Raw genomic sequence first — 16,967 nt, 5'->3', positions numbered from 1 at the left:
AGTGAGTAAAGAAGAAGTCGTCGCGTTTATGGCTGCGGAATTCCCGCAGAGTAAATGCGTAGTCGAGGTGGTTGGCAATTGTGGAGCGACAGTGTCACATCACGTTGGGCCGGATGAGTTGAGGCCAGGCGGCACGGTGTCGGGCCCGGTACTCATGGCCGTTGCGGACGTGGCGTTGTATGTGGCCATCCTCGGCGAAATCGGAATTGTTCCCTTGGCAGTGACTACGAGCTTAACTATCAATTTCTTGCGCAAGCCACCGGGTCACGGCCGCATCATCGGCGTGTGCAAGCTCATGAAGGTTGGGCGGTCACTCGCGGTGGGCGAGGTGGCGCTGTACTCGGAAGGTTTCAGTGAGGCGGTAGCCCACGTCGTGGGAACGTATTCCATTCCACCCAGGCGGGAAGGTTGAGTTTGAGACGGAGGTTGCTTGTATTGTGATCGTTGAAACTTAATTTTTAATTCAACGGTGACGCCTGCGGCGCCCGCCAATAAAACGTTAAACATATAAGGTTCGGCCAGAGAAAATGGAGGATTTTCCTGTAATGGAGCTATTTGCGGAATTGTTCGCTTGGCACCCATACAGGTGTGGGCTGGTCGCCCTAGCTTTATCTGTATCTGTATTTTTGCCGTTCTATAGAATTTTGGCGAGGATGTGCTTCTTCCTGGCTGCGCTGGTATGGTGGTGGCTGACCTACACTGAATTCACCACTCCGCATGATTTAAATATACGCGTAGATCTAGTGTTCACTTTGCGAGCCGCAATGTTTTTAGGGATTGTGGCGATGGTGGCAATGGCTATTGGATGGAGGCGAAATGTTTAACTTGTCATATATGGACTCCTCCCATAAATCAAGAAACTGATCGATAGGTCTGGCATGAGGGATAAGCCTGCAGTCGTATATCCGGCATCTGATGTGGACTCTGCTGTGGTCCGTGCCGACATGGAATCTGCGTCACCATTGCGCCAATCGTTACAAGCGGCAGGCAAGCTGCCGGAAAAGTTATCGGCGTCAAACGGTGTGGGTGTTTCCCGGTGTGCCATGATGGGCGATCAATCTCTACGCAAAGGCGGGTGGGTCAAGGGTCATGCAATCGGGTCATGCCGGCATCGCATACGCGGTGCGTTCGATTTTCTTGTTCATGCGCGTCACCATGCCGGTATAAGGTTCGCCATCCCTGAGCGCGGCATAGCAAATGCGCGCCAGCTTGTTGGCCAGGGCGCAGGCTGCCTTGTTGTGGTTGGTGCGGCCCTGGACCGTCAACGCCCAGTGCCGCAAGCCGTCGATCTGTCGTCCGGCCGCATGCGCCACACTGGCCGCTCTCAATACCGACCGCGCCCCATGGGTGAGCAGCATGCGCAGGTAACGATCACCGCGTTTGGAAATGCGCCCGAGATGCCGCGTGCTGCCGGACGAATGTTCCTTGGGCGTGAGGCCAAACCAGCTGGCGAAATGGCGCGCATCCTTGAAGTGGCTGACCTGGCCGCTGGTGGCCGCCACCATGGCGGTCGCGGTGAGCAAGCCGATGCCGGGAATCGACAGGAGCGTGGTGCACGCAGGCGACTGTTTGGCCAGTTCGGTGAGTTCACGTTCGAGCTGGGCAATGCGGACTTCGAGCAGGCGGATTTCCTCCACCAGCAGCGTCATCGTGCCACGGATCAAGCCAGGCACGGCGGAATAGGGATCGGCCAGGACGCGACTGATTTGTTCCAGGCCGTTGCGGCTCCCAGCCGCAACGGAAATGCCGAACTCCCGACAGAAACCGCGCAAGGCATTGATGCGCGCGGTGCGGGTGCCCATCCAGAGCGAACGGGTCCGGTGCAGGCCTTGCAAGGCTTGCTGTTCGATGGATTTGACCTTGACGGGGATGATGTCGGCGCAGCGGGCGGCTTCCAGCAGGGCGCAGGCATCGGCGGCATCGGTCTTGTTGCGCTTGACGTAGGCGCGGATGTAAGCCGCCGGCAGCAGCTTGACTTCGATGCCCAGGCTGTTGAGCCAACGTCCCCAGTGATGGGCCGAGCCGCAGGCTTCCATGACGACCAGGGATACCGCGCGGTTGCTGAACCATTTTTCGAATTGACTGCGGGTAAGCCGATGTTGCTCGGTGACACGCCAGTGGGCATTGGCCACGGCAAGTTGAAAGACGGATTTGGCCAGATCAACGGCCACAGTAGTAGCATACATGGTGGACTCCTTTCGTTGACGACTGATCTCCATCCCCACGTCGACCAGTGCGCCTACTATCGCGCAAAAAGACGGGAGGAGTCCATCCCATCACTCAACCAGGACACGCCACATAAAGCTGCCGCTTCGCGGCTCATGTTGTGTGCCTGTTAGTTCGGCGTTATGCATAAGGGAGAAATGATGTCCGGTGAAGTAACAGGTGGTGTCCGAGTAATCCTTCGGCTTGAAGGGTTGGTCGTCCTTGCTGCGGCCTTACTTGCGTATTCCAAGTTCGGAAATGGTTGGGGTGTATTTGCAATTTTCTTCTTGGTACCTGACCTTGCGTTTTTAGGCTATCTGATGGGGCCAAGGGTGGGTGCGGTCGCCTATAATTTTGCGCACTCGTATATCGGCGCAGTTGCTTGCTTAACTGCTGGCTTATTACTCTCCATGCCACTGTTACTAACTGCCGGCTTGATTTGGTGTGCCCATATTGGATTTGATCGCATGCTTGGCTATGGCCTCAAATATCAAGCTGGATTTGGTTTTACCCATTTCGGACGGATCGGTAAACATGCATAAGGCCTTGCTCAACCCGGACACACAACAGATAGCTGCCGCTGAAGCACACGCGCTCACTGGCAGATGACACGTTCTTTAGGCCTCTCCCGCGCAAGGAGCCACAATGACAATCGCTGCAAACATCATCGTTGTTCTAGTCGCCCTGCTACACATATACTTCCTTGTTCTGGAAATGTTTCTCTGGGATAAGTCCGTAGGTCGCAAAGCCTTTGGGCTCACGCTAGAGCAAGCACAGTCAACGAAGGTACTCGCGGCTAACCAAGGCCTGTACAACGGCTTCCTGGCAGCCGGGCTCATTTGGGGACTAAGCATGGGTAGCGCAGGCATGCACATCAAAGTCTTCTTCCTGTGCTGCGTGATCATTGCTGGCATCTATGGCGCGGCAACCGTCAGCAAAAAAATCTTCTTTGTGCAAGCACTCCCGGCAGCCATTGGCATGGCTCTCATGTGGCTCGCTTAAATGTCTGAGAATGCCCGATCTCAAACACGCAGTCATCTTTCACCAGTCAAACTGGTCGCCCCTTATCTTTAGCGTTGGCCACCATCGACAACAAAGGAGAAAACATGCAAACCGATGAAGAGCAAATCCGCAATCTTGTTGCGACGTGGATGGCAGCCACCAAAGCAGGCGACGTTGATACGGTCCTTGGGCTGATGGCGGAGGATGTGATTTTCCTTGTGGCGGGCAGGCCGCCCATGCGCAAGAGCGAGTACGCTGCGGCGGCCTGGCAACAGGCGCAACATGGCGCACCCAGCTTCGACGGCACGAGCACGATTCAGGAGATCAAGGTGGTGGGCGACTGGGCGTTCATGTGGGCTGAACTCACCGTCATCGCGACGCCAGCGGATGGCGCGCCGCCGATGAAGCGCGCCGGGCACACGCTGACTGTCTTCAAAAAGGAGCAAGGAAAATGGTTGCTGGCCCGCGACGCGAATCTGTTGACGCCTGTGTGTGCGCCGGATAAGAATCAATGAATTACAACGCAAGAAATTTGTCAAAATCTTTATTTCTCTGCAGCGTTGTTAATTTTTTGCAGCGTTGTTATGCCGCAATGAGCGTATCCAAATGAAACCACGTATTTCCGTCATTACCTTGGGAGTGGACGACATCGAGCTGGCGGTGGCGTTTTACCGTGATGGTCTCGGGCTAAAAACTGACGGAATTATTGGTCAGGAATTTGAATACGGCGCAGTTGCGTTCTTTGATTTGCAGGCCGGATTGAAACTGGCGCTTTGGCCCCGCAAAAGTCTTTCCCATGATTCCGGATTGCCGGTAAGCGCTTCAAGTGCAACCGAGTTTACATTAGGCCACAACGTCGCCTCGAAAGAGGAAGTGGACGCCGTCATGAAACAGGCGGAAGCCGCGGGTGCCCTTGTCGTGAAGCCGGCACAGGAAACATTTTGGGGCGGCTATGCCGGCTATTTCCAGGATCCTGACCAGCATCTCTGGGAAGTGGTATGGAATCCGCAGTTTCTGCCTCAGGACTGAAGCATGACTAAAGCATCAATGGGGGGATGGCGACCTCCGGCCGCCATCCCCAAACTATCCTATGCGCTAACGCTATAGCGCCTCAGCGCTTCAACTGCGCCAGATCGCGCACCGCACCACGATCCGCCGATGTCGCCAATGCCGCATACGCCTGCAAGGCCTGCGACACATAACGCTCACGATCCACCGGCTTCCATGCGGCATCGCCCCTGGCTTCCATGGCGGCGCGCCGCTTGGCCAGATCGGCATCGCTGATGCGCAGGTTGATGCGGCGTTGCGGGATGTCGATGTCGATCATGTCGCCTTCTTCCACCAGGCCGAGCGCGCCGCCTTCCGCCGCTTCCGGCGAGGCGTGGCCGATCACGAGCCCCGAAGAGCCGCCCGAGAAGCGGCCATCCGTCAGCAGGGCGCAATGTTTACCCAGTCCCTTGGATTTGATGTACGAAGTCGGGTACAGCATTTCCTGCATGCCGGGACCGCCCTTGGGGCCTTCGTAGCGGATGATGACGACATCGCCGGCGTGCACGGTGTCGCCGAGGATGCCTTCGACTGCGGCGTCCTGGCTTTCAAATACGCGGGCCTTGCCGCTGAAAACCAGGATGCTTTCATCGACGCCAGCGGTCTTGACGATGCAGCCTTTCTCCGCGAGGTTGCCGTACAAGACAGCCAGGCCGCCGTCCTGCGAATACGCATGCGCCTTGTCGCGGATGCAGCCGGTGCTGCGGTCGGTGTCGAGCGATTCGAAACGGTTGGCTTGCGAGAAGGCGACTTGCGTCGGCACGCCGCCCGGTGCGGCGCTGAACAACGATTGCACGGCAGGGTCTTGCGTGAGCTTGATGTCGTTGCGGGCAATGGCGTCTTCCAGCGATGTGCTGTGGATGGTCGGCAGCGAGGTGTCGAGCAAGCCGGCGCGGGCCAGTTCGCCCAGAATGCCGATGATGCCGCCGGCGCGATGCACGTCTTCGATATGGTACTTGTCGGTCATCGGCGCGACCTTGCACAGGCATGGCACCTTGCGCGAAATGCGGTCGATGTCGGCCATGGTGAAGGGCACTTCGGCTTCATGCGCGGCGGCGAGCAAGTGCAGCACGGTGTTGGTAGAGCCGCCCATCGAGACGTCGAGGGCCATGGCGTTTTCGAATGCGGCCTTGGTGGCGATGTTGCGCGGCAGGACCGAGGCGTCGTCCTGTTCATAGTAGCGCTTGGCGAGTTCGACGATCAGGCGGCCGGCGCGCAGGAACAGTGCCTTGCGGTCGGCGTGAGTGGCGAGGATTGTGCCATTGCCCGGCAAGGCCAGGCCCAGCGCTTCGGTCAGGCAGTTCATCGAGTTGGCGGTAAACATGCCGGAGCAGGAGCCGCAGGTCGGGCAGGCCGAACGTTCGATCTCGGCGACGTCGGCATCGCTGACGGTGTCGTCGCCGGCCTTGATCATGGCATCGACCAGATCCAGCTTGATGATTTTTTTCACGCCGTCGACCACCTTCAATACCTTGCCGGCTTCCATGGGGCCGCCGGAAATGAACACGACCGGGATGTTGAGGCGGAACGCCGCCATCAGCATGCCCGGGGTGATTTTGTCGCAATTGGAGATGCACACCATCGCATCGGCGCAATGCGCATTGACCATGTATTCGACCGAATCGGCGATCAGGTCGCGCGACGGCAGCGAGTAGAGCATGCCGCCATGGCCCATGGCGATGCCATCGTCGACGGCAATCGTGTTGAATTCCTTGGCAACACCGCCGGCTGCTTCAATTTCGCGCGCGACCAGCTGGCCGAGGTCTTTGAGGTGCACATGGCCGGGGACGAACTGGGTGAAAGAATTGACCACGGCAATGATCGGCTTGTCAAAGTCACCATCCTTCATGCCGGTGGCACGCCAGAGCGCGCGCGCGCCTGCCATGTTGCGGCCATGAGTAGTGGTGCGGGAGCGATATTGCGGCATGATTTTCTTCCAAAAATGAGTTGTGCGTAATGTGCCTTGCGCCAAACCGAATGTCAATTTCGGCAAGGTCGTTTTTTTATGGGCTGTTGTTTGGCGTGGCGGGGGAACCCTGAAGCGAATATCAGGGATTTTCCATCCTGCATGGAGGTATTTTAACGCCCTCCAATCGCATTTGCAGCGCGTCATCTAATTGCACGGCATTTTGGGAATACGAGTCGTAATAAAAAAGCCGCTAGCATTCTTGAAAGCGAAACATTTTTACATGAAAAATACCAAGCTAAGCCTGTGGGCCTTCTTGCTGGTTTTGACCGGCTTGGGGCTGCTGGCCGATACGCTGGTGCCGGCGCCGTTCACTTATTTTTTATTCTGCGCCGTGTTCATGCAATACAGCGGTGTCCTCGGGGTTGGCGTCATGAGCGTGGACATGCTTGCTGGCGGTGCGGCCGAAATGGCCGGAGTCATGGCTGGGCAGGCTCGACGCCGGGCGAATTCGTGCTGCCGTGCCGCAATGGCAATCGGCAAGCATCTGGTTTTGCGGTCCGCCCGACTTTGGTCAGGCGTTGCGCAAGGATTTTTTGGCCAGCGGGGTAGCCTCCGCCGATTTTCACCAAGAATTGTTTCAGAAGCGCTAAGCCGGCAGAAAAGCGCCTAGCGCCGCATCATCAGAAACCCGATCACCAGCCCGGCAACGGCGCCGATGCCCACCGATTGCCATGGGTGTTCCTTGACGAATTGATCGGTGGAGCCCACCGCATCGCGGGTGCGGATGCTGACTTTCTTTTCCATGTCCGACAAGCCGCTTTTTGCCTTGCCCAGGGATTCCTGGACTCTGGCGCGGGTACCCTGGTAACGTTCGCCCAGTTGTTGTCCGCTGCTTTTGATCGCTTCGCCTGCATCCATGGCGGCGTTCTTCAGATCGCTTGCCAGCGACTCGCCCTGCTGTGTCGTTTGTGAACCGTATTCCATGTCGGTATCCCCCGTCTAAGTAGAGCTTTGAGTGTAAGCACGGGGTCCGGGCGTGGCTTGCGCGGTATCAAATCATGGAGGGCAGCGCGTAATCCAGAGCGACCCCGGCAAACAGCGCCGCGCCCAGCCAGTTGTTGTGACGGAAGGCGGCAAAGCAGCGCATGCGCTCGCGCTCGCGGATCAGTTGATAGTGGTAAATGGCGCAGCCGACCGCGACCAGCCAGCCGGCGAAGAACCAGCCGCGCAGGCCGGCTTGCCAGCCCACTGCCAGGAATGTCAGCAAGGCCACTACATAGCACAGCATGATGATGGCGACATCAAAGCGGCCGAAGGTGAGGGCGGAAGTCTTGATGCCGATGCGGATGTCGTCGTCGCGGTCCACCATCGCATACTCGGTGTCATAGGCCAGCGTCCAGAATACGCTGGCGACCAGCAGCAGCCAGGCGGTTGCCGGCACGCTGCCCTGCGTGGCGGCATAGGCCATCGGAATGCCGAAGCCGTAGGCAATGCCGAGATAGGCCTGCGGCACGGGGAAGAAGCGCTTGAAGAATGGATAGGTGGCGGCCAGCACCACGGCGACTACCGACAGTTGCAGCGTCAACAGGTTCAGGAAGGGCAGGATCAGCAGGAAGGACGCCACCGCGAGGACGGCGGCGACGGCCAGCGCCTCGTGTCCGCTGATCTTGCCGGAGGTAATGGGGCGATCGACCGTACGCTTGACGTGGCGGTCGAAATCGCGGTCGGCATAGTCGTTGATGGCGCAGCCGGCCGAACGCATGAGGGCGGTGCCGATGCTGAAGATCACTACCAGGCGCCAGTCCGGGTGGCCGTCAGCCGCCAGCCACAGGGCGATCAGGGTGGGCCATAGCAGCAGCAGGACGCCGATCGGCTTGTCCAGGCGCACCAGGCGCAGATAGAGTTGCAGGCGGTTTTCAGTCAGGGGGGCGGTGCTCATTCTTGCTCTTAACTTTCAGTGACGACGGCGTCGGGCAGCATGGTTGCGCCCGGCAGTTTGCAGGAAAGGATGCCCTGGCGCACCGCTTCCAGCGCCGCCTGGCGGGTGAAGCTCTTGCGCCAGGCGATGACCACCCGGCGCGAGGGTATCGGATCGGCAAAGGGCACGTAGCGAAGCATGCCATCCTTGTCCGGCGTTGGCGGCACCGAAGCGGCCGGCAGCACGGTCAGGCCGATGCCGGAGGCCACCATGTGGCGAATGGTTTCCAGCGATGAACCTTCAAAGGTGCGTGCAATGCCGTCGCCTGCCGTGGAAAAACGCGACATTTCCGGACACACTTCCAGCACCTGGTCGCGGAAGCAGTGGCCCGCACCCAGCAGCAGCATGGTTTCCGACTTGAGGTCTTCGGCGGGGATGGCGGCGTGGCTCGCCCAGGGATGGTTCTTCGGCATGGCCACCACGAAGGGCTCGTCGTACAGGGCTTGCATCTGCAGACCGGAACTGGGCAGCGGCAAGGCCATGATGGCGGCGTCGAGCTCGCCCTGGCGCAGCAGTTCGATCAGGCGCGTGGTGTAGTTTTCCTGCAGGATCAAGGGCATTTGCGGCACATGCTCGATCATGGACTTGACCAGCTGCGGCAACAGGTAGGGGGCGATGGTGTAGATCACGCCGAGACGAAACTGTCCGGACAGCGGGTCCTTGTTCTGCCTGGCCAGTTCCTTGATGGCGGCGGTCTGTTCCAGCACGCGCTCGGCTTGCGCGACGATTTGCGCGCCCAGCGGCGTGACCGAGATCTCGCTGCCGCCGCGCTCGAAGATGATCACGCCGAGCTCGTCTTCCAGCTTCTTGATCGCTACCGACAGGGTCGGCTGGGCGACGAAGCAGGCTTCGGCGGCGTGGCCGAAATGCTTGTGGCGCGAGACGGCGACGATGTACTTCAATTCGGTTAAGGTCATCTGGCTGGTTCTCGTTGGTAGCTGCAAGGATAACGCAGAATCGCGATTGTCATTGTGTCAAGGGGCGCGGCGGGTCGTTTAAACCTTCAGGAATTCCTCTTTTTCGCCCAGCCAGCGCGCCAGGTGCCGGGTCACCGTGGCGGGATCGTTTTGCAGCAGCATGTGCGCCGTGTCGCGCGCTTTTTCCACCAGCCACTGGTCGGTTTCCAGATCGGCGAAGCGCAGCAGCGCCTGGCCAGACTGGCGCGCGCCGAGGAATTCGCCGGGGCCGCGGATTTCCAGGTCGCGCCGGGCGATCTCGAAGCCGTCGGTGGTTTCGCGCATGGTCATCAGGCGCTGGCGGGCGACAGGGCCGAGCGGGCTCTGGTACAGCAGCAGGCAGACGCTGGCGGCGGCGCCACGGCCGACGCGGCCGCGCAACTGGTGCAATTGCGACAGGCCGAAGCGTTCGGCATGCTCGATCACCATCAGCGAGGCATTTGGCACATCGACGCCGACTTCGATCACGGTGGTGGCGACCAGTACATGCGTTTCGCCACGGATGAAGGCCTCCATCACCATCTGTTTTTCGGCGGGCTTCAGGCGGCCGTGCACCAGGCCCACGCGCAGGTCGGGCAGGGCCGCCTGCAATGCGGCGTGGGTGTCTGTCGCGGTCTGCAGTTGCAGCGCTTCGGACTCCTCGATCAGCGGGCAGACCCAGTACGCCTGGCGGCCTTCCTGCGCCGCCGCGTGCACGCGCGCGATGACTTCCTCGCGGCGGTTCTGGTCGACCACGCGCGTGACGATGGGCGTGCGCCCCGGCGGCAACTGGTCGATCACCGACACTTCCAGGTCGGCGTAATACGTCATGGCCAGGGTGCGCGGGATCGGCGTGGCCGACATCATCAACTGATGCGGCACGGTGGCTATATCTCCCATGCCATCCGGGCTATCGGCGGGTGCAACATCGGCTGCAACATCGGCCAGGCCCTTGTTGCGCAGCGCCAGGCGCTGGCCGACGCCGAAGCGGTGCTGCTCGTCCACCACCACCAGGCCCAGCTGCTCGAATTGCACGCCTTCCTGGATCAGCGCATGGGTGCCGATCACCAGGCGCGCATGGCCGGATTCGATTTTTGCCAGCGCTTCCTGCTTTTGCTTTTTTTTCAGGCTGCCGGTCAGCCAAGCTACCGGCACGCCCAGCGGTTCCAGCCAGGCGGCGATCTTGTGGAAATGCTGTTCGGCGAGGATTTCGGTGGGTGCCATCAATACCGCCTGGTAACCGCTGTCGATGGCCTGGGCGGCGGCCAGTGCGGCCACCACGGTCTTGCCGCTGCCGACGTCGCCCTGCAGCAGGCGTTGCATGGGATAGGGCTGGTGCAGGTCGGCGCGGATTTCGGTGAGCACCCGTTGCTGCGCCGGCGTGAGCTGGAAGGGCAATGCTGCGAGCAGTTCAGCCGAAATTTCGGCGGTGCGCGTCAAGGGCGCGGCGCCCTTGTTGCGCCGTGCCTGCTGGGCGCGCTTGAGCGACAGCTGCTGCGCCAGCAGCTCGTCGAATTTCATGCGTACCCAGGCGGGATGCGAACGCTCTTCCAGCGCGTGTTCGTCGACCTCGGCCGGCGGGTTGTGCAACAGGCGCACGGCTTGCTCGAAGGGCATCAGGCCGAGCGCGGCGCACAGGGCGTCCGGCAGGGTGTCGTGCCAGTCGAGTTGCGCCAGGGCGTCGTGGATCGCCTTGCGCAGCAGGACTTGCGACAAGCCTTCGCCGGCTGGATAGACCGGGGTCAGGGCGGTTGGCAGGGGCGCGCCTTCATTGATGACCTTGTAGGCCGGGTGCACCATTTCGGCGCCGAAAAAGCCGTGGCGCACCTCGCCGCGCGCGCGCACCCGCGTGCCTTCGGCCAGTTGCGTGGTCTGGCTGCCGTAGAAATTCAGGAAGCGCATCACCAGCGGCCCGCTGTCGTCGGCGATGGTGACCACCAGTTGCCGGCGCGGGCGGAATTGCACGTCGCAGGAAGTCACCACGCCTTCGACCTGGGCGTGCGAGCCGCCCATGAAGCTGGCTGCGGCGATCGGCACGACTTGGGTTTCGTCCTCGTAGCGCATCGGCAGGTGCAATGCCAGGTCGATCGCCGTTTTCAGGCCGAGCCGGGCCAGCTTGTCGGCCACCTTGTTGGGGCGGGCGGCTGGCTTGCCGGAGGCGGCGGATTTGACGGCAGGGCGGGGCTTCGGTGCGGGCATTTGGGTGTTCGGGCTATAAAGTTGCCGGCGCAGCGTAGAATAGCGGGTTTATCCGCGGGTTTATCCGGATTGCCGCTATCGTTTCACGCTACGGTGGCCATGATATTTTGCCACGCGGCCCACTTCCTCGTCATTGTTTGTAGTATGTATTCACTTTCCGATTTCGATTTCGACCTCCCGCCCGAGCTGATCGCGCAAATCCCGCTGGCCTCGCGCAGTGCTTCGCGCCTGCTGGAAGTCGATGGCAGCCGCCTGGCGGACTGGCACTTCGCCGACATTGTCGATTTGCTCTCGCCGGGCGATTTGCTGGTGTTTAACGATACCCGCGTGCTGAAGGCGCGCTTTTTTGGCGTCAAGCAAAGCGGCGGCAAGGTCGAGGTGTTGATCGAGCGCATCCTCGACAACCGCACTGTCCACGCCCAGGTGCGCGCCTCCAAGTCGCCGCAGCCGGGCAGCACGATTCGCCTGGCCGACGCTTTTGATGTGACGGTGGGCGAGCGCGCCGGCGAGTTCTTTACGCTCGGCTTCCCGTCCGATGTGTTCGAGCTGGTCGAGGCGCATGGCCGCCTGCCGCTGCCGCCGTATATCGCGCACGCCGCCGACGACTTCGACGAGGAGCGCTACCAGACCGTGTATGCGAAAGCGCCGGGTGCGGTGGCCGCGCCCACTGCTGGCCTGCATTTCGACCAGGCTTTGCTGGCGCGCCTGCGCGCCAGGGGCGTGCAAACGGCCTTCGTCACGCTGCATGTGGGCGCCGGCACTTTCCAGCCGGTGCGCCATGAAAATCTCGCCGAACACAAGATGCATAGCGAGTGGTACACGATTGCACAGGAAACCGTCGATGCGGTGCGCGCCGCGCAAGCCGCCGGGCGCGCCGTGGTGGCGGTGGGCACCACCAGCCTGCGGGCGCTGGAATCGGCCTCGCAATCCGGCAGCCTGCAAGCCGGTAGCGCCGATACGCGCCTGTTCATCACGCCAGGCTATGTTTTCAAGACCGTGACGCGCCTGGTGACCAATTTCCATCTGCCCAAATCGACCTTGCTGATGCTGGTGTCGGCGTTTGCCGGCTACGATGCCATTCGCGCCGCCTATGCGCATGCAATCGCGCAGAAATACCGGTTTTTCAGCTATGGCGATGCCATGCTGTTGAGTCGAGTCTAAGAAAAGATTTTTATGCTGAAATACCAACTGCTCAAAACCGATGGCAAGGCCCGCCGCGGCCGCCTGACCCTGAATCACGGCACGGTCGAAACGCCGATTTTCATGCCGGTCGGAACCTATGGTTCGGTCAAGGCGATGTCGCCACAAGAATTGCACGAGATCGGCGCCGAGATCATCCTCGGCAATACCTTCCATCTGTGGCTGCGCCCCGGCACCGAGGTGCTCGACAAGTTCGGCGGCTTGCATGACTTCATGGGCTGGGACCGGTCGATCCTGACCGATTCCGGCGGTTTTCAGGTGTTTTCACTGGGTGAAATGCGCAAGATCACCGAAGAAGGCGTCAAGTTCGCCTCGCCCATCAATGGCGACAAGCTGTTTTTGTCGCCCGAAGTGTCGATGCAGATCCAGAAGTCGCTCAATTCCGACATCGTCATGCAGTTCGACGAATGCACGCCCTATGAAATCGATGGCCGCGCCGCCACCGCGAAGGAAGCCGCCGATTCGATGCGCATGTCGCTGCGCTGGGGGCAGCGCTCGCGCGATGAATTCGACCGCGGCGAAAACCCCAATGCGCTGTTCGGCATCGTCCAGGGCGGCATGTTCGAGCATTTGCGCGACGAATCGCTGGCGGGACTCGAAGAGATCGGTTTCCACGGCCTGGCCATCGGCGGCTTGTCGGTGGGCGAGCCGAAGGAAGACATGCTGCGCATCCTGGCCCATATCGGCCCGCGCCTGCCGGCCGACAAGCCGCATTACCTGATGGGGGTGGGCACGCCGGAAGACCTGGTGGCCGGGGTGGCCAACGGCATCGACATGTTCGATTGCGTCATGCCGACGCGTAACGCCCGCAATGGCTGGCTGTTTACCCGTTTCGGCGACATCAAGATCAAGAACGCCCGCTACAAGGACGATATGGCGCCGCTGGACGAAACCTGCGGCTGCCACGCCTGCCGCAATTTCTCGCGCGCCTACCTGCATCACTTGCATCGTGCCGGCGAAATCCTCGGGGCGCGCCTGAATACCATCCACAATCTTTATTATTACCTGCAATTGATGCGCGATATGCGCGCGGCGATCGAGGCTGGCGAATTCGCGCTCTTCGTTGCCCGCTTTGCCGCGGAACGGGCGCGTGGCGTCTGATCTATATGGCAATTCACCCCGGTAAAACGATGTTCGGATGCTAAAATGCCGGGTCAATTTTATTCAACCCTAATCACTGGAGTTTAACGTGTTCATTTCCAACGCATATGCACAAGCCGCCGCCGCTGGTCCGGAGTCTAGCCTGATGAGCTTTTTGCCAATCATCATCATGTTTGCTGTGCTGTATTTCCTGATGATCCGCCCGCAAATGAAGCGTCAGAAAGAACAGAAAACCATGATGGCAGCGCTGGCCAAGGGCGATGAAGTCATCGCCGCCGGTGGCGTGGTGGGCAAGATCACCAAGGTCACTGAGGCGTACGTGACACTGGAAGTGGCCAACGGTACGGAAATCGTGGTGCAGAAAGGCGCAGTCGCCACCTTGTTGCCGAAGGGCACAGTCAAGGAACTGTAAGCGCCCGACGGGCCCGCCGCGGCGGGCCGGTTCGACGCCGTTTTGTTACCGAACGAACGCTGGAGCACCATGAATCGCTATCCCTTCTGGAAGTACATCATTATTGTTTTCGCGCTGCTGTTCGGCGTGCTGTATACCCTGCCTAACTTCTTTGGTGAATCGCCCGCGGTGCAGATCAGCAGCGGCAAGGCCACCATGAAGTTGACCAGCAGTACTGCCGAGCAGGTGCAACAGGCGCTGCAAAAAGCGGCCATCAACACTGACGGCGTCGTGTTCGACCAGAGTGGCACGCAAGGATCGGTGCGGGTGCGCTTCGCCGATACTGATACCCAGTTCAAGGCCAAGGCGTTCCTTGAAAAGGAATTGAATACGGATCCGAGCGACCCCGCTTTCCTGATCTCCTTCAACCTCTTGCCGAACACGCCGCAATGGTTGCAAAGCCTGCGCGCCATGCCGATGTACCTCGGCCTGGACTTGCGCGGCGGCGTGCATTTCCTGATGCAGGTCGATACCAAGGCGGTGATGAACAAGCGCGTCCAGGGACTGCAAGCCAGCGTGCGCAGCATCCTGCGCGACAAGAACGTGCGCCACGCTGGCATTTCCCGCAACGCCAACGTGATCGACGTCACTTTCCGCGATGCGCAAACCCGTACCCAGGCACGCGACGCGCTGAGCAAGGAATTCGCCGACGTCGTGTTGACCGACGTTGCCAGTGGCGAGGATTTCAGGCTGCAGGTGGCCTTGCGTCCGGAAGCCATCAAGGCCACGATGGAAGACGGCTTGAAACAAAACATTTCGACCCTGTCCAAGCGTGTCAATGAACTGGGTGTGGCCGAACCGGTGATCCAGCGCCAGGGCGCCGACCGCATCGTGGTCGAATTGCCGGGCGTGCAAGACGTCTCGCGCGCCAAGGACATCATCGGCCGCACCGCCACACTGGAAGTGCGCCTGGTGGATGAGTCGGTCACGCGCGGCACCGAGGCAACTGCGGCGGTGCCGTTCGGCTCCGAACTGTTCAAGGTCGGCCGCGGCGCCCCGGTGGTGCTGTACAAGGAACCGATCATTACCGGCGACTATATCTCCAATGCTTCCGCCACTTTCGACCAGAACCAGCAGCCGGCTGTAGCGATCGACCTGAACGGCGATGGCGGCCGCAAGATGCGCGACGCTACCCGTGGCAAGATCGGCAAGGATATGGCGATCGTGCTGTTCGAGAAGGGCAAGGGCGAAGTGCTGACGGTGGCGACCATTCGCGACGAGCTCGGCTCGCGTTTCCAGATCACCGGTTCGGGTTCCTCCACGGAATCCAGCGACCTGGCGCTGCTGCTGCGCGCAGGCTCGCTGGCCGCGCCGATGGAAATCATCGAGGAACGCACCATCGGCCCGCAACTGGGCGCCGACAATATCGAAAAAGGCTTCAAGTCGGTGTTGTACGGCTTTGTCGCCATCGCCGTCTTCATGGTGATCTACTACCACCTGTTCGGCTTTTTCAGCGTACTGGCGCTGTCGATCAACCTGCTGCTGCTGATCGCGATCCTGTCGTGGATGCAGGCGACGCTGACCTTGCCCGGCATGGCGGCAATCGCCTTCACCCTGGGCATGGCGATCGACGCCAACGTGCTGATCAACGAGCGCATCCGCGAAGAGCTGCGCGGTGGCGCCTCGCCGCAGTCGGCGATTGCCGCCGGCTTCGACCATGCCTGGGCGACCATCCTGGACTCGAACGTAACCACCATGATCGCCGGCCTGGCGCTGCTGATCTTCGGTTCGGGCGCCATCCGCGGCTTTGCCGTGGTGCACTGCCTGGGTATCCTGACCTCGATTTTCTCGTCGGTGTTCGTCATGCGCGGCATTACCAACCTCTGGTATGGACGCAAGAAGAAACTGGCCAGCCTGTCGATCGGACAGATCTGGAAGCCGGAAGCTTAAATTAACGTATTGTGGGACAGAGTTAAGCGAAGCGGTACTCTGTCCCCAACTGACTAAGATGGGTCAATAATGGAATTATTCCGCATCAAAAAAGACATTCCCTTCATGCGCCACGCGTTGATTTTCAACGTGATTTCGGCGCTGACCTTTGTCGCTGCCGTGTTTTTCCTGGTTAGCAAGGGCTTGCACCTGTCGATCGAGTTCACCGGCGGCACCGTGATGGAAATCGCCTACCCGAAGCCGGCTAACCTGGATGTGATCCGCACCACCATCAACCAGCAGGGTTATGCCGATATCCAGGTGCAAAGTTTCGGCACCGCGCAGGACGTAATCGTGCGCCTGCCGGCGCAGAAAGGCGTCAGCTCATCGCAGGTAAGCGAGAAGGTGATGACAGGCCTGAAGGCGCAGGATGCCACGGTCGAATTGCGCCGCGTCGAATTCGTCGGTCCGCAGGTCGGCGAGGAACTGGCGCACGATGGACTGATGGCGCTGGGCATGGTGATCATCGGCATCGTGATCTACCTGGCCATCCGCTTCGAGTGGAAGTTCGCGCTGGCGGCCATCATCGCCAACCTGCACGATGTCATCATCATTCTTGGCTTCTTCGCCTTCTTTCAGTGGGAATTCTCGCTGACCGTGCTGGCGGCGGTGCTGGCGGTACTCGGTTATTCAGTCAACGAATCGGTGGTGGTGTTTGACCGCGTGCGCGAAACTTTCCGCGATCGCCGTTTCGGCAAGCTGGAAACCCCGGAAGTGCTGAACCACGCGATCACCAGCACGATTTCGCGTACCATCATCACCCACGGCTCGACCCAGATGATGGTGTTGTCGATGATGCTGTTCGGCGGGCCGACCATTCATTACTTTTCCATCGCCTTGACCATCGGCATCCTGTTCGGCATCTATTCCTCGGTGTTCGTCGCCGCCGCCGTGGCCATGTGGCTGGGCGTCAAGCGCGAAGACTTGATCAAGCCAGTCAAGCCCAAGGATGAAACCGACGGCGCGGTAGTCTGACGCGTCGTGAGGTTGAAAAAAGCCGGCGCATGCGCC

General features: G+C 60.3%; 17 protein-coding genes. 11 read left to right on the top strand and 6 right to left on the bottom strand.

Annotated features, from left to right (window positions below):
* The first annotated feature begins 1 nt into the window (after position 1).
* The gene (locus D3878_RS11850) at positions 2–412 is read left to right on the top strand and encodes a PaaI family thioesterase (protein ID WP_233556320.1); all 411 of its coding nucleotides are present in this window, start codon (positions 2–4) and stop codon (positions 410–412) included.
* A gap of 688 nt (positions 413–1,100) precedes the next feature.
* Here the strand turns inward: D3878_RS11850 and D3878_RS11840 are convergent.
* The gene (locus tag D3878_RS11840) at positions 1,101–2,186 is read right to left on the bottom strand and encodes an IS110 family RNA-guided transposase (RefSeq protein WP_119785644.1); all 1,086 of its coding nucleotides are present in this window, start codon (positions 2,184–2,186) and stop codon (positions 1,101–1,103) included.
* 177 nt (positions 2,187–2,363) lie between these two features.
* Here D3878_RS11840 and D3878_RS11835 point away from each other — a divergent pair, with 177 nt between their 5' ends.
* The 4 genes from D3878_RS11835 to D3878_RS11820 all read left to right on the top strand — a co-directional run bounded on the left by D3878_RS11835 (position 2,364) and on the right by D3878_RS11820 (position 4,236).
* Positions 2,364–2,747 (top strand): DUF4260 domain-containing protein, encoded by a 384-nt coding sequence (locus tag D3878_RS11835; protein ID WP_233556319.1) that lies wholly within the window; start codon positions 2,364–2,366, stop codon positions 2,745–2,747.
* Between the two features lie 103 nt (positions 2,748–2,850).
* Positions 2,851–3,207 (top strand): DUF1304 domain-containing protein, encoded by a 357-nt coding sequence (locus tag D3878_RS11830; protein ID WP_119785643.1) that lies wholly within the window; start codon positions 2,851–2,853, stop codon positions 3,205–3,207.
* Positions 3,208–3,311: 104 nt separating this feature from the next.
* Positions 3,312–3,722 (top strand): YybH family protein, encoded by a 411-nt coding sequence (locus D3878_RS11825; protein ID WP_119785642.1) that lies wholly within the window; start codon positions 3,312–3,314, stop codon positions 3,720–3,722.
* Positions 3,723–3,813: 91 nt separating this feature from the next.
* A complete protein-coding gene (locus D3878_RS11820) occupies positions 3,814–4,236 on the top strand; it encodes a VOC family protein (protein ID WP_119785641.1) in 423 nt (140 codons plus the stop codon).
* Positions 4,237–4,318: 82 nt separating this feature from the next.
* On the opposite strand, the gene ilvD is transcribed toward D3878_RS11820, so the two are convergent.
* Entirely contained in the window at positions 4,319–6,181 is a 1,863-nt protein-coding gene (gene ilvD, locus D3878_RS11815; RefSeq protein ID WP_119785640.1) for a dihydroxy-acid dehydratase, read from the bottom strand.
* 262 nt (positions 6,182–6,443) lie between these two features.
* Between ilvD and D3878_RS11810 the strand changes: the two genes are divergently transcribed.
* On the top strand, positions 6,444–6,833 hold the full coding sequence (locus D3878_RS11810; RefSeq protein WP_119785639.1) for a hypothetical protein: 390 nt from the start codon (positions 6,444–6,446) through the stop codon (positions 6,831–6,833).
* Here the strand turns inward: D3878_RS11810 and D3878_RS11805 are convergent.
* The 4 genes from D3878_RS11805 to recG all read right to left on the bottom strand — a co-directional run bounded on the left by D3878_RS11805 (position 6,830) and on the right by recG (position 11,275).
* A complete protein-coding gene (locus D3878_RS11805) occupies positions 6,830–7,147 on the bottom strand; it encodes an ElaB/YgaM/YqjD family protein (protein WP_119785638.1) in 318 nt (105 codons plus the stop codon). The genes D3878_RS11810 and D3878_RS11805 overlap by 4 nt on opposite strands.
* Before the next feature lie 67 nt (positions 7,148–7,214).
* Positions 7,215–8,102 carry a 4-hydroxybenzoate octaprenyltransferase gene (ubiA, locus tag D3878_RS11800; protein WP_119785637.1) on the bottom strand — a complete coding sequence of 296 codons (888 nt, stop codon included), beginning with the start codon at positions 8,100–8,102 and terminating at the stop codon, positions 7,215–7,217.
* Positions 8,103–8,110: 8 nt separating this feature from the next.
* Positions 8,111–9,058 (bottom strand): hydrogen peroxide-inducible genes activator, encoded by a 948-nt coding sequence (locus D3878_RS11795; protein WP_119785636.1) that lies wholly within the window; start codon positions 9,056–9,058, stop codon positions 8,111–8,113.
* A gap of 78 nt (positions 9,059–9,136) precedes the next feature.
* Positions 9,137–11,275 (bottom strand): ATP-dependent DNA helicase RecG, encoded by a 2,139-nt coding sequence (gene recG, locus D3878_RS11790; protein ID WP_119785635.1) that lies wholly within the window; start codon positions 11,273–11,275, stop codon positions 9,137–9,139.
* Positions 11,276–11,419: 144 nt separating this feature from the next.
* Here recG and queA point away from each other — a divergent pair, with 144 nt between their 5' ends.
* The 5 genes from queA (at position 11,420) to secF (ending at position 16,931) form a co-directional block, all read left to right on the top strand.
* Complete coding sequence (gene queA / locus D3878_RS11785; RefSeq protein ID WP_119785634.1) at positions 11,420–12,436, top strand: tRNA preQ1(34) S-adenosylmethionine ribosyltransferase-isomerase QueA; 1,017 nt, start codon at positions 11,420–11,422, stop codon at positions 12,434–12,436.
* A 12-nt stretch (positions 12,437–12,448) separates the two neighbouring features.
* The gene (tgt, locus tag D3878_RS11780) at positions 12,449–13,576 is read left to right on the top strand and encodes a tRNA guanosine(34) transglycosylase Tgt (RefSeq protein WP_119785633.1); all 1,128 of its coding nucleotides are present in this window, start codon (positions 12,449–12,451) and stop codon (positions 13,574–13,576) included.
* A 145-nt stretch (positions 13,577–13,721) separates the two neighbouring features.
* The gene (gene yajC / locus D3878_RS11775; protein WP_233556480.1) at positions 13,722–13,988 is read left to right on the top strand and encodes a preprotein translocase subunit YajC; all 267 of its coding nucleotides are present in this window, start codon (positions 13,722–13,724) and stop codon (positions 13,986–13,988) included.
* Between the two features lie 69 nt (positions 13,989–14,057).
* A complete protein-coding gene (secD, locus tag D3878_RS11770) occupies positions 14,058–15,917 on the top strand; it encodes a protein translocase subunit SecD (RefSeq protein ID WP_119785631.1) in 1,860 nt (619 codons plus the stop codon).
* Between the two features lie 69 nt (positions 15,918–15,986).
* Complete coding sequence (secF, locus tag D3878_RS11765; RefSeq protein ID WP_119785630.1) at positions 15,987–16,931, top strand: protein translocase subunit SecF; 945 nt, start codon at positions 15,987–15,989, stop codon at positions 16,929–16,931.
* Positions 16,932–16,967: the final 36 nt, after the last annotated feature.

Source organism: Noviherbaspirillum sedimenti (genome assembly GCF_003590835.1).
In the GTDB taxonomy this organism is placed as follows: domain Bacteria; phylum Pseudomonadota; class Gammaproteobacteria; order Burkholderiales; family Burkholderiaceae_D; genus Paucimonas; species Paucimonas sedimenti.
This window is presented reverse-complemented; position numbering and strand designations above follow the sequence as displayed.